This is a genomic window from Anabaena catenula FACHB-362, from assembly GCF_014698735.1.
GTDB lineage: Bacteria > Cyanobacteriota > Cyanobacteriia > Cyanobacteriales > Nostocaceae > Anabaena > Anabaena variabilis_A.
Genome location: NZ_JACJTQ010000015.1, coordinates 47602 through 60160 on the forward strand (window position 1 = coordinate 47602; position 12559 = coordinate 60160).

Genomic DNA, 12559 nt, shown 5'->3' on the forward strand with positions numbered 1-12559 from the left:
ACATTTATATGGCTTACGCCACGCTACGCTATCAGCAAGCCCTAATTACTGATTAAGGGACTTACAAATAGAAAAATATCCAATTACCCCGGACGGACTAGAAGTCCAGTCCCCAAAATTGGATAGTTTCTTTTTTGGTGTTCCTTAATTGGGAATTGGGAATTGTTGGAGAATTATGCCTCAGTGTTCAAATAAATCTTTAAACTGCAACAAATCCAAAGACACTATTGTGGGCAAAACTTGAAAGCATTCTTGGGCTAATTCCCAACGTCCTTCTCGTTGCAGCATTTGTGTCAGCTTTTGCTGTATGTTTAGTAAGTAACGGACATCATTGGCAGCGTAATTCAGTTGGGCTTCAGATAAATTAGCGGCGTTACCCCAATCGGAACTTTGAGAGCTTTTATCTAGTTCTACTTGTTCTAATTCTTGCACTACGTCTTTGAGTCCGTGACGGTTGGTATAAGTGCGGGCTAACTTACTGGCAATTTTGGTACAAAAAACAGGCTGAACCTTAATTTCTAGGTTGTGGTGTAAGGTAGCAACGTCAAAACGGGCAAAGTGAAAGACTTTCAGGACGTGGGTTGCTTCCAAGAGTTTTTTTAAATTTGGGGCTGTTGTTTGTCCTTTAGCGATGCGGATAGCTGTGACTTTTCCCTCTGGGTTACACAACTGGACGAGACACAAGCGATCGCGCTGTGGTAATAGTCCCATTGTTTCGGTATCGACTGCGATCGCATCAGATTCTAAATACTGGGAGAGGTTAGCGTCATCAAGATCGCGATCGCTAACCTGAAAATCTGGTAATGTCATGAATGGTTCACAAAATAAATGATTGTGTCTATCAGACAAAATATTCATCAGACACTACATCATTATTGTGCAAGAAATCAGTAATAAAATCTATCTCGTGTTCAAAAATATTTGCGTGAGGTAGACTTCTCCTTTGCTATTAGTAGCTACACCGACTCCTGTCAGCTTGTATTTTCCTTGTATATTTTTCAGATGTCCAGGACTATCAAGCCAACCAATCACAGCTTGGTTGGCCGGATTGTTATATCCAACGTTGAAAGCCACATTTTCGGCTGCATTGTCCAAGGTAAGAGGGATAGCCTTAACTCGCTGTTCAAATCCATGATGACTAAACTTAACTACTCCTTTAGCCATGTTTTGACTGTGAATTCTGGCTTGCTGAGTGATATTTGCGTTTAATGTTAATTTTGGCAGTCCTTGAGAAGCTCGATATTGATTAATTTGCTCAAAAACTAATTTTTCTAGAGTAGTAGTTTGAAAATTAAGATTGGGTATTGCTGCTTGACTAGAAGTATTCAATGACTGCTGATTTAGGGCGATTTTTTTGTGAGAATTATTGCTGGTTACAGGAGCGGTCATGAATCCACTAGCGAAGACAAGCGTACTTAAAGCGATGCCAAAAGCAGTTTGTCGAAACATAGAGAATTAAGTAGTGTATGGATTTATAAGACATATACTCTATCTTCTGATTCTGAGAATACATACCAGGATACTATTAAGTCTTCATGATCTGAGTAATTATCGGAATTTTCAGAGTTATGAGTTCATTTTTATGACTATTGCATTTTACTTCTCTGAAAATCTGCCAATTTCATGACTTTTTGATCACCATAGTATCCATTGGTTGATGTCTCTGGTAGATGCCGCCTTAAATGTTCTTGACATAACATTATTAATCAAAAAATATCCAAAAAATAGTATCCACTGACAGATGTCGTGGACACTAAAACTATCAGGAAAACATTTCAGGAAAAACTGATCTGGTGTGAATGTTATCGGTGAAACTTACTGAGGAGTGAGAAATTTTGCTACTGTTTGCACATCCTTGTCACCCCGTCCAGAACAGTTGATGATAATCTTGGGACTACCAGTTAGTTGGGGACAGAGGGTTTCAAGGTAAGCGATCGCATGAGAAGTTTCTAAAGCTGGTATAATTCCCTCTAACTTCGACAGCCGTTGGAATGCTTCCAAAGCCTCAGCATCAGTCACACTGTAGTATTCAGCCCGACCAATATCTTTCATATAGCTGTGTTCTGGCCCCACACCCGGATAATCTAACCCTGCACTAATCGAGTGAGGTTCAATAACTTGGCCATCATCATCTTGCAGAAGATAACTCATCGCCCCATGCAATACACCAACTTGTCCTTTTGTCAAGGTTGCCGCGTGTTTGCCAGTATTCACACCTTCTCCAGCAGCTTCCACCCCAATTAACCGCACAGATGGCTCTTTGACAAATTCGTGAAATAGTCCCATTGCATTGGAACCACCACCCACACAAGCCATGAGAATATCTGGTAAACCGCCCCATTTTTCTAATGCTTGAGCGCGGGTTTCTTCCCCAATGACAGCATGGAAATCCCGTACCATCATCGGGTAAGGATGGGGACCAGCTACAGAACCGAGGATGTAATGGGTGCTTTCTACATTCGTTACCCAGTCCCGGATGGCTTCAGAAGTGGCATCTTTAAGAGTTCCCGTACCGGCAGACACTGGGCGAACTTCTGCCCCCATTAACCGCATTCTGAACACGTTTAAAGCTTGGCGTTCCATGTCGTGAACACCCATATAAATCACGCATTCTAAACCAAACCGAGCGCAAACCGTCGCTGTAGCTACGCCATGTTGTCCTGCACCAGTTTCAGCAATGACGCGCTGTTTACCCATGCGCTTGGCTAATAATACCTGACCGAGAGCATTATTAATTTTATGTGCGCCAGTATGATTTAAATCTTCCCGTTTTAAATAAATTTGCGCCCCACTACCATCGGGACGGGCATAATGAGCGGTGAGGCGTTCAGCAAAATATAATGGGGTAGCACGTCCTACATAATCGCGCAGTAATCCTTGTAGTTCGGCTTGAAAACCAGGTTCATTACGGTATTGCTGATAAGCTGTTTCTAGTTCAGCTAAGGCAGGCATTAGAGTTTCGGGGACGTACTTACCACCGAAGCGGCCAAAGCGTCCTAGTTTATCGGGAACGGAAGCAGTTTGTTGGAAATTAGGGGAGAGGGGAGTAGTAGTCACGGATTGGGTAAAATAAGAGAACAAAGTTAATTTTAATTCTAGAACTGTTGAGGATGCCGATACAAAGCATTATTCTCTCGTTCCCAGTCTCCAGACTGGGAATGCCATCTTGGAGGTTCTACCTCCAGGTATAGTAGAGGCAGAGCCTCTCAACTACATTCCCACGCAGAGCATGGGAACGAGAGAACGCCAGAAAATTAAGATCCTTGAATTTCCTTTTGTAAAGCCTGAATTTGCTCAAGAGATAATTCGGTAACTTCAGCAATCTCTCGTTCCCAGTCTCCAGACTGGGAATGCTATCTTGGAGGTTCTACCTCCAGGTATAGTAGAGGCAGAGCCTCTCAATTGCATTCCCACGCAGAGAATGGGAACGAGAGAGTATGGCAACTAGAGAAAATCAAGATTCTTGTATCTCCTTTTGTAAAGCCTGAACTTGCTCAAGAGATAATTCGGTAACTTCAGCAATTTGTTCTAAACTCATCCCAATTCGTAACAGATTTAAAGCCAACTTTCTGGTTGTTTTAGCTTCACCTTCTTCTAAAGCTTCTTGATAAACCTTAGTTTGTTTCAACTCACTTAAACCTAACATAGCTTCAATCTCCTCTCGGCTCTTTTTGGGTAATTTGTAGACGATAATTGTCTCAATGAGGTTAATTAAATCCCTTTTGATGGTTGCATCAGTTAGTTGTTGGTTTGCTTGTGTGATTAGGCGTTTTGCTAGTGCTGGTGCAGCTTCTTCTGTTTCAATTACTAGTTTAACAACTCCCACCCCTAAAGAACTCTCTGCCAACTCATCTAAATAAATGCGTTTAACTCGCTCCAGCAGCAAGATTTCCCCAAATTGTAAATTCTCTTCTCTTTCTATATTACGACTGGGATAGATGATTACAGCTTGCCAAGGATGAGGAGTTTTGTATTGTCGCAGGTAGAGAAAAATTTCCGCAAAGAGACGAAAATATAAATCATCATCGGGTTGAAACTGAACCTCAACAATGTAAAATGGCTTTTTGGCATCTTTGGTGGTTGGTAAAAATAAACCATCTAAACGAAAAGCCAGTTGTTTAACTTCACGAGATGTGAATTCATAAGTACCTGCTTCTGCGGGTGAATGGTTAATTAATTCAAAGAAGATGCTAGGAAATGCTTGAAATAAGCTATAGAAAATTGTATCTGTTTTCACGGTAATTGAATAATTCCTCAGCCTAATCTAGCTGATAATGGGTATTAATAGGATTGTCTTTGTTGTCAGACATTGCTGAGTAGTGGTCACAGATTGGCTAAAATGACAGAACAGAGTTAATTCTAGAACGGATATTTTACCTGCATTAAATTTTATGGCTTCTAATCCCAAATCTGACAAACGCTTTGTCTACCAAGAATTTGGTAACGGTAGTTCACCCGCACTCGAACGCGCTGTAGAACGCGGAATCCAAGATTTACCCCCAAATCAGCAAAATGTGAGAATCCAAGCCACTCGCGCTGGACGCAAAGGTAAAACTGTCACAGTTATTACTGGGTTTCAAACTAAACCAGAAACTTTGGCTACTTTATTAAAACAGTTGAAAGCCCAATGTGGTACAGGTGGAACTGTGAAAGATGACGAAATTGAGGTTCAGGGAGACCATAAACAGAAGATTTTAGAGATTTTGGTCAAACTTGGTTACAAAGCCAAAATCAGCGGTGGTTGATAAGTACGGTTTCCCGTATCTTTTCAGGAATCGTCGTTGCAAGATGTGATTTTATCTTTGAGATTAACAGGAGGCTGAAATGGATTTAGTACGGATTTTATGCGCGGTTTTTCTGCCACCTTTAGGAGTATTTCTACAAGTAGGTTTCGGTCTAGACTTTTGGATTAATATCCTCTTGACCTTATGTGGTTATATTCCTGGGATTATTCACGCAGTTTGGATCATTGCCAAGAAATAATTATTGTGGAGAGGTAGATGTAAATTTTCTATCTCTCTGTTTATTTCACATTAAAAAAACCTAACAAAGAACTAGAAAGAATATGAAAATAAAGCATCCCATTAATTTTCACAAAGGTCTAACTTTCCCCTTTGTGTTGGGACTAATGGTGTTATACCATAATTTTACTATTGGAGCTTGGGTTTATCTTGCCCTTCATGCTACTTATGGTTTTCTGTGGTTACTAAAAGATAGTATTTTTCCAGATAAGCAATGGGAGCAAGAAATTCCAACTCCCCAAGGAATTATTACCTTTTTTTTACTTGGCTTATATTGGGTAGCACCATTTATTCTCATTAATAGTGGGACTATTCCACCTTTACCATTAGTAGCTGCTGCTATTTCTTTGAATATTGTGGGTGTGTTTTTACATTTTGTCAGTGATGCCCAGAAATACTATACACTCAAGTACAAAACTGGACTAATTACAGAAGGGTTTTTTGCTAGATGCCGTAATACTAATTACTTGGGAGAAGTATTGATTTATCTGGCATTTGCGATGTTAACTCAACATTGGCTACCTTTCTTAATTCTTGGGTTATTTATAGCTATGATATTTGTTCCTAACATGATCAAAAAAGATCAATCTTTGTCCCGATATCCTGAATTTGCAGAATACAAAGAAAATTCTGGTTTGCTGTTTCCTAAACTATGGACATCCAGGAATATTCAAAACGAAGAAACCACTGCTTAACGAGAATAAAGATACAACAATATAATTTTACCTTCACAAAGAGAGTTTTATGAACTACAAAGGTATTGCTTTAGCAGCTTTTTTGGGTATTGCTACACCTGCGATTATTGATATTGCTATTCCTCAACCTGTACTAGCAGCAAAATACAATTATCCAAAAGGCACATTTGTTGATAAAGAATGGAAAGTCAGTTTGTCATTTAATAATAATGTTTATTATTACTATGGTGAAAAACTTAATAGTAATGCTTATATAAGCCTGTCTGGTGCTGTCGCTTCAGGAACTAACGACCGTCAAGTTTACACTTGGAATAATAATGGCACAAAATATCAAGTAAGTTGGCGACCAAGTGATCCGAGTTTTATTCGGGTAGAGGTAAAAAGTCCTAATGGTAAGGTGATTTTGAATCGGTTACTCATGGCTACGGGAGATTAAGGAAATTGATTGATAACGGGTTATGGGTAATAGGTGAAAGCTTATTACCTATTTGCTCAACAAATTATGATGGATATTTTAGTTACAAAATAAAATATATTTACTTAAGATAAATTGTCAGGAGTTCATAAATGACTACAGTAGTATGTTGGTTAAACAAAGACAGAGGTGTAAATAAAATATGGGCAGTTTCAGACACTCGTATATCAAGAAGCAATACATCTTCGAGTGGTAATGATTATTCAATACTCCTAGATTCTGGAGCAAAGCTATTTCCTTTGTACATAAAATGTAGAAATATTATGAGTTTTGAAGACAAAGCATATTTTGAGCATACTATAGGAATGGCGTATGCTGGAAGTAGTTTAATAGGACTTAACCTTTACGCAACTTTAGTTTATCTGCTTCAAAATTGTTCTAGTAATGAAGGTGCAGTTCCTTCAATATTGGATATTGCTAATTTTGCTGCAACTTTGCTTAAACGCATGATTCGTGAAGTTGGAGAAATTAATCCTACAGGTGCAAGTTGTGAACTGGCAATATTTGGTTTTTGTCACGTTAGCTCTGAATTTAAAATAATTCATTTAGATCCCGATACCAAAGATAATACATTAGATATTGTAGTTACAGAAGAAAATACATTAGACGATAACCATTTACTCTTACTTGGCGATAAAAGGAAAGAAATACGTCAACTTATCGAGAATAAAAGAGCAGAATACGTTAAAAACGAGTTTTCATGGTGGTATTCTCCTAAAGAAGTAATAGAAAGTCTTATAGAAGAAGAAAAATTTAATACCATAGGTGGTGCAATACAGACGTGTATTGCCGCAGAATCTGAATTTAAAATATATGCCAATGCTTTTTCCACAGAACAAGGCATTAAACAAGAAACAACGTTTTATCAAAATATAGATATTAGTAAAATGGTTAGTCTTGGTAATTGCTTTATAGCCATTCCAATATTTTAACCAATTTAATAACGATAAATAGCTCTAAGATGAGCTTATTTATTTCTGAAGATATTTTCCAAGCCAGTGGATTATCAGAAAAATAGTATAGTGATGCTAATTTTTTAGTCACAGGTGATCAAGATTTATTAGTAATTGCAAAATTTGAAAATACTGAAATTTTCACTTATCAAGAACTTTTACAGAAATTATACAATTGATGTTGGTAATGTTGGGTTTCCTTGCGTCAACCCAACCTACAATCTCGTGAGAATTACCTATTCGCTAAATATTGATACATTTCCCAACGGGCATTAACTTCCATTTGCGCTTGTTCTAACAACAACTTCGCAACCTCCGGTTTACTCTTCGTCAACATCTTAAATCGGTTCTCTTGATACATTGACTTTTCCACCGATTCAGAAGGCGCTTTCATATCCAATTGTAAGGGATTTTTCCCCTGGGTTTGTAATGCCGGATTGTAGCGATATAATAACCATCTTCCTGAGTCTACTAAAGCCTTTTGCTGTTGTAAACCAGTGGTCATATCAATACCGTGAGCAATACAATGACTGTAGGCAATTATGATTGATGGCCCATCAAAAGCTTCTGCTTCTAAAAATGCTTTGAGTGTATGTTCATCACGCGCACCTAATGCCACACTCGCCACATAAACATTACCATAAGTCATGGCCATTAAACCCAAATCTTTCTTGGGTGCAGGTTTTCCACCAGTCGCATATTTCGCAACTGCGGCTTTGGGAGTGGCTTTAGAAGATTGTCCACCTGTGTTAGAATAAACTTCTGTATCCATGACCAAAATGTTGACATTGCGGCCTGTGGAAAGCACATGATCAATCCCACCAAAGTCTATATCATACGCCCAACCATCACCCCCAACTATCCAAACACTTTTCTTAACTAAATAATCAGCGAGGGATTGGAGATTTTCAAACGCAGATAAACGCTGATTAACGCGGATATTTTTTGATTCTATTTGCGTGTATCTGTGTGCATCTGCGTTTAAAATTTCTTGGAGTTTCTGTTTGAGAATGACAATTCTTTCCCGTTGTTCCCAAATATCAGCTTCGGTTTTTTGTTCAGCTTTGAGAATTTCATTAACTAAATTATCGCCAATTTCACTGCTGAATTGTGACAATAATTCTGCTGCAAATTCCGCTTGTTTGTCTATAGATAAACGATAACCAAAACCGAATTCTGCGTTATCTTCAAATAAACTATTAGACCATGCGGGACCTCTACCGTCAGCGTTTTGACTCCAAGGAGTTGTGGGTAAATTTCCACCGTAAATGGAAGAACAACCGGTGGCGTTGGCAATGAGAGCGCGATCGCCAAATAATTGTGTTAATAATTTAAGGTAGGGCGTTTCTCCGCACCCAGCACAAGCGCCGGAAAATTCAAACAATGGTTCCTGGAGTTGTTGTTGCCGAATTTGGTTTAATTTCAACTTTCGACCGTCAGGATTGGGTAAACTCAAAAAGAAATTCCAATTTTCCCGTTCTTGTTCCCGCAACGGTAATTGCAGACTCATATTAATCGCTTTGCGGGTGGGTATGGCTTTGTTTTTAGCAGGACAGACACTAACACAAATTTCGCAGCCTGTGCAGTCTTCTGGCGCTACCTGAATGGTGAATTTCTGGTTAGCAAAATCCTTATCTTTGGCGTTTGTTGATTTGAAAGTTATCGGTGCGTTGACTAACTCAGTTGGTTGATAAGCTTTAGCGCGAATAGCAGCGTGAGGACAAACCATCACACATTTACCGCATTGAACGCAGACATCTTCATCCCAAACGGGTATTTCTTCCGCAACGTTGCGTTTTTCCCATTTTGCAGTTCCACTGGGGAAAGTTCCGTCAGCAGGTAAAGCACTGACAGGTAAATCATCACCTTCCCAGACCATGATTTTCCCCAAAACATTCTCAACAAATTTGGGTTTGGTAATTGCTAATTGCTTTTCTTCCCTATTACCAATGACCAATGACCTATTACCAACTTCATGCAAATTTTCTAGGGTGTTGTCTACAGCTTTTAAATTCATGTTGACAACTTCTGTACCTTTTTTACCATAGGTTTTTTCTATGGCTTGTTTGATTTTTGCAATTGCTTCTTTTTCAGGCAATACTCCCGCTAAAGCAAAGAAACACACCTGCATGATAGTGTTAATTCTTCTGCCCATACCACTATTTTTCGCAACTTGACTGGCGTTAATAGTGTAAACTTTCAGATTTTTGTCAATAATTTGTTGTTGGACTTTTGGTGGTAGATTTTCCCAAACATTATCAGCATCATAAGGACTATTTAACAACAAAGTCGCCCCCGGTGCAGCAGCTTTTAAAATATCAATGCTTTCCACAAATCCCCAATGATGACAACCGATGAAATTAGCTTTGTCTATCAGGTAAGTTGAACGAATTTTTCCAGTTCCAAAACGCAGGTGAGAAACTGTCATTGAACCGGATTTTTTGGAATCATAAACAAAGTAACCTTGGGCATTATTTTCTGTGCCTTCACCGATAATTTTGATAGAGTTCTTATTTGCACCCACTGTACCATCTGAACCCAAACCATAGAACATCGCCCGCACAACATGATCTGGTTCTGTAGAGAAATTGGAGTCAAAATTCAAAGAAGTAAAACTGACATCATCATTAATCCCAATGGTAAAATGATTTTTGGGTTTAATGAGGGTAAGATTATCAAAAATACTCTTCACCATTGCGGGAGTAAATTCTTTAGAAGATAGTCCATATCTACCACCAACAATTTTTGGAAATGTAGTTTTTTTCCATCCTTCATAAATAGCTGTCACCACATCTAAATATAATGGTTCTCCTGCGCTTCCAGCTTCTTTTGTTCTATCAAGAACGGCAATAGATTTGACACTATTAGGTAATGCTTCTATAAATCTAGCTACATCAAAAGGGCGATAAAGTCGCACTTTCAAAACTCCGACTTTTTCCCCTTGGTTGTTGAGATAATCTACGGTTTCATGAACAGTTTCACAACCAGAACCCATAATTACAATTACTCGTTCTGCATCTGGTGCGCCATAATATTCATAGAGTTTGTAATATCTACCTGTGCGTTCCCCAAATTTATCCATAATCTTTTGGACAATATCCGGACAAGCATTGTAATAAGGATTTGCACCTTCACGAGATTGGAAATAAACATCGGGGTTTTGGGCTGTTCCTCGTAATACTGGCCTATCTGGTGTTAAGCAACGTTGACGATGTGCAGATACTAAAGATTGAGGAATAAAACATTGTAAATCTTCATCTGATAATAACTCAACTTTCTGTACTTCATGGGATGTTCTAAACCCATCAAAAAAGTGCATAAATGGCACACGCGCTGCTAAAGTTGCCGCATGAGAAATCAATGCGAAATCATGACTTTCCTGCACGGAAGCTGAACACAAAAAAGCGAAACCAGTCGCCCTTGCAGCCATGACATCACTATGATCACCGAAAATAGATAAAGCGTGTGTAGCTAAAGAACGAGCGGAAACATGAAGTACAAAACTAGTTAATTCTCCCGCAATTTTGTATAAATTAGGAATCATTAATAATAATCCCTGTGAAGCGGTGAAAGTTGTACTTAGTGAACCTGTTTGTAATGCCCCATGTACGGCAGCAATTGCCCCTCCTTCGCTTTGCATTTGGGTGATATTGGGAACAGTACCCCAAAGATTCGGTTTATTTTCTGACATCCAAGCATCAGCCCATTCACCCATATTTGAAGATGGGGTGATAGGATAAATGGCAATTACTTCGTTTAATTTGTAAGCTACACGCGCAACGGCTTCATTACCATCAATTGTGGCAAAAGATTTGTTCATGATTTTTCTTCCTGTGTCTTTTCTGGTTGTTTAAACTGTATGCAGAGAAACCAAAAATATAAGCATTGAAAATAGCTAGAGTCAGGAAGTTAATTTGTGATATTTCTTACATTTTTATTAATTGCGAATTATTAATTATGAATTATTTCGACTTCTAGCCAATCTTTTGAATTTTAGCAGGTACTAAATATCCTATCTATATTAATATTAATGTTGTACTCAATATTGATCATCTTTGATTTATCAAGGTTTGATGATTGTCATGGGGTGGAGGTGCGGGAGGTTTTTTAACGCAGAGGTTCACAGAGGTAAGCGCTGAGGTTTTTTGAGAGGGTTGTTGGGAATATTTTAAGTGTTAAAAGTATAATTAAGTTAGGTTTTTCGGCATTTACACCCAAATAATATAAGTTATGACTTATCGAGATCCTGATATTGAAGCTGAACTACAACGCATGAAGAGAGAGTTAAATATCTCTGGAAGTAAGAAGGTTAATAGTACAGGTAATCATGATTCTAAATCTCAAGGGTTAGATCATGTCATAAAAAAGCTTAATCATCTTGTAGGGATGGAAAATGTTAAAAATGACATCAACACTTTTATCAATTTTTTGAAAGTTCAGCAAATGCGAAAGGAACAAGGTTTACCAAATATTTCTATTTCCCTGCATTCAGTATTTTGTGGACCTCCGGGAACTGGTAAAACAACAGTTGCACGTTTAATGGGTGAAATATACAAAGAATTAGGAATACTTTCCCAAGGTCATCTTGTGGAAACTGATAGATCAGGTTTGGTTGCAGGTTATGTGGGACAAACAGCTTTAAAAGTAGATGAAGTTGTAAAGTCAGCATTAGATGGAGTTTTATTTATTGATGAAGCTTACGCACTCGCACCAGCAGGTTCAGGAAAAGATTTTGGACAAGAAGCGATAGATACTTTATTAAAAAGAATGGAAGACTATCGAGATAGATTGGTTGTTATTGTCGCCGGCTATAGTGATGAAATGTCAAGATTTATTGATGCTAATCCTGGTTTACAATCGAGATTTAATAGATATTTTTATTTTGATGACTATAAACCGGAAGAACTATTAAATATTTTCGAGGAAATATGTAAGCAACAGCATTATAGAATAACCCCAAGAGGTAAAGAAAAACTTCTGAAACACTTCACAAAGTTATATTCTGAAAAAAATAATAGTTTTGGAAATGGTAGACTTGTCAGGAATATCTTTGAGAAAACAATAGAAAGACAAGCTAACAGATTAGTTAAAATAGCCGAAGTCAATAAGGAAATGATGATGAATATTACCTGGGAGGATATTTAGCTATCCTAAATTATTCATGAAGCGGCATTGCTGAACTGAAGTATGAAATTGAAAAATCAATGATTTCAAACTCTTACTCTCTGTGACTCTGCGCCTCTGCGTGAAACAAAATCATACTCTTAATCAGCAACGCCCATGAAGCAATTTTCTCGTTTCCAGTCTGGAGACTGGAAATGCTATCCCAGAGGTTATATGTTTAATTAAGGTAATAACACACCCTTTGATTATACTCAAAAACATTATAAACACAGAACAGCTAAAATATCAATC

Annotated in this window: 11 protein-coding genes; 6 read left to right on the forward strand and 5 right to left on the reverse strand. The window is 38.1% G+C overall.

Annotation, left to right across the window (positions count from 1 at the left end):
- Window positions 1–180: 180 nt before the first annotated feature.
- From H6G68_RS11695 to H6G68_RS11710, 4 genes are all read right to left on the reverse strand, one after another.
- A complete protein-coding gene (locus H6G68_RS11695; RefSeq protein ID WP_071187091.1) occupies window positions 181–810 on the reverse strand; it encodes a ribonuclease D in 630 nt (209 codons plus the stop codon).
- A 90-nt stretch (window positions 811–900) separates the two neighbouring features.
- Window positions 901–1449, reverse strand: a complete 549-nt coding sequence (locus H6G68_RS11700; RefSeq protein ID WP_190906808.1) for a CAP domain-containing protein — start codon at window positions 1447–1449, stop codon at window positions 901–903.
- A gap of 366 nt (window positions 1450–1815) precedes the next feature.
- Complete coding sequence (trpB, locus tag H6G68_RS11705; RefSeq protein WP_190906809.1) at window positions 1816–3057, reverse strand: tryptophan synthase subunit beta; 1242 nt, start codon at window positions 3055–3057, stop codon at window positions 1816–1818.
- A 397-nt stretch (window positions 3058–3454) separates the two neighbouring features.
- On the reverse strand, window positions 3455–4237 hold the full coding sequence (locus H6G68_RS11710; protein ID WP_190906810.1) for an Rpn family recombination-promoting nuclease/putative transposase: 783 nt from the start codon (window positions 4235–4237) through the stop codon (window positions 3455–3457).
- 154 nt (window positions 4238–4391) lie between these two features.
- Here H6G68_RS11710 and H6G68_RS11715 point away from each other — a divergent pair, with 154 nt between their 5' ends.
- The 5 genes from H6G68_RS11715 to H6G68_RS11735 all read left to right on the forward strand — a co-directional run bounded on the left by H6G68_RS11715 (window position 4392) and on the right by H6G68_RS11735 (window position 7123).
- Window positions 4392–4745: a translation initiation factor gene (locus H6G68_RS11715; protein ID WP_071187073.1), complete on the forward strand. Its 354-nt coding sequence runs from the start codon at window positions 4392–4394 to the stop codon at window positions 4743–4745.
- A gap of 79 nt (window positions 4746–4824) precedes the next feature.
- Window positions 4825–4983, forward strand: a complete 159-nt coding sequence (locus H6G68_RS11720; RefSeq protein WP_127056655.1) for a YqaE/Pmp3 family membrane protein — start codon at window positions 4825–4827, stop codon at window positions 4981–4983.
- Between the two features lie 82 nt (window positions 4984–5065).
- A complete protein-coding gene (locus H6G68_RS11725; protein ID WP_190906811.1) occupies window positions 5066–5716 on the forward strand; it encodes a methyltransferase family protein in 651 nt (216 codons plus the stop codon).
- A 49-nt stretch (window positions 5717–5765) separates the two neighbouring features.
- The gene (locus tag H6G68_RS11730) at window positions 5766–6152 is read left to right on the forward strand and encodes a hypothetical protein (protein ID WP_190906812.1); all 387 of its coding nucleotides are present in this window, start codon (window positions 5766–5768) and stop codon (window positions 6150–6152) included.
- A gap of 131 nt (window positions 6153–6283) precedes the next feature.
- On the forward strand, window positions 6284–7123 hold the full coding sequence (locus tag H6G68_RS11735) for a hypothetical protein (RefSeq protein ID WP_190906813.1): 840 nt from the start codon (window positions 6284–6286) through the stop codon (window positions 7121–7123).
- A gap of 253 nt (window positions 7124–7376) precedes the next feature.
- On the opposite strand, the gene nifJ is transcribed toward H6G68_RS11735, so the two are convergent.
- Entirely contained in the window at window positions 7377–10964 is a 3588-nt protein-coding gene (gene nifJ, locus H6G68_RS11740) for a pyruvate:ferredoxin (flavodoxin) oxidoreductase (protein ID WP_190906814.1), read from the reverse strand.
- Between the two features lie 410 nt (window positions 10965–11374).
- On the opposite strand from nifJ, the gene H6G68_RS11745 reads away from it, so the two are divergent.
- Window positions 11375–12289 (forward strand): AAA family ATPase, encoded by a 915-nt coding sequence (locus H6G68_RS11745; protein WP_190906815.1) that lies wholly within the window; start codon window positions 11375–11377, stop codon window positions 12287–12289.
- Window positions 12290–12559 lie beyond the last annotated feature (270 nt).

Bases quoted from the DNA above. Each gene is read 5' to 3' on its own strand.
- H6G68_RS11745 (WP_190906815.1), top strand. From the start codon at position 11,375: ATGACTTATCGAGATCCTGATATTGAAGCTGAACTACAACGCATGAAG.
- H6G68_RS11730 (WP_190906812.1), top strand. From the start codon at position 5,766: ATGAACTACAAAGGTATTGCTTTAGCAGCTTTTTTGGGTATTGCTACA.
- H6G68_RS11725 (WP_190906811.1), top strand. From the start codon at position 5,066: ATGAAAATAAAGCATCCCATTAATTTTCACAAAGGTCTAACTTTCCCC.
- H6G68_RS11715 (WP_071187073.1), top strand. From the start codon at position 4,392: ATGGCTTCTAATCCCAAATCTGACAAACGCTTTGTCTACCAAGAATTT.
- H6G68_RS11720 (WP_127056655.1), top strand. From the start codon at position 4,825: ATGGATTTAGTACGGATTTTATGCGCGGTTTTTCTGCCACCTTTAGGA.
- H6G68_RS11735 (WP_190906813.1), top strand. From the start codon at position 6,284: ATGACTACAGTAGTATGTTGGTTAAACAAAGACAGAGGTGTAAATAAA.
- nifJ (WP_190906814.1), bottom strand. From the start codon at position 10,964: ATGAACAAATCTTTTGCCACAATTGATGGTAATGAAGCCGTTGCGCGT.
- H6G68_RS11700 (WP_190906808.1), bottom strand. From the start codon at position 1,449: ATGTTTCGACAAACTGCTTTTGGCATCGCTTTAAGTACGCTTGTCTTC.
- H6G68_RS11695 (WP_071187091.1), bottom strand. From the start codon at position 810: ATGACATTACCAGATTTTCAGGTTAGCGATCGCGATCTTGATGACGCT.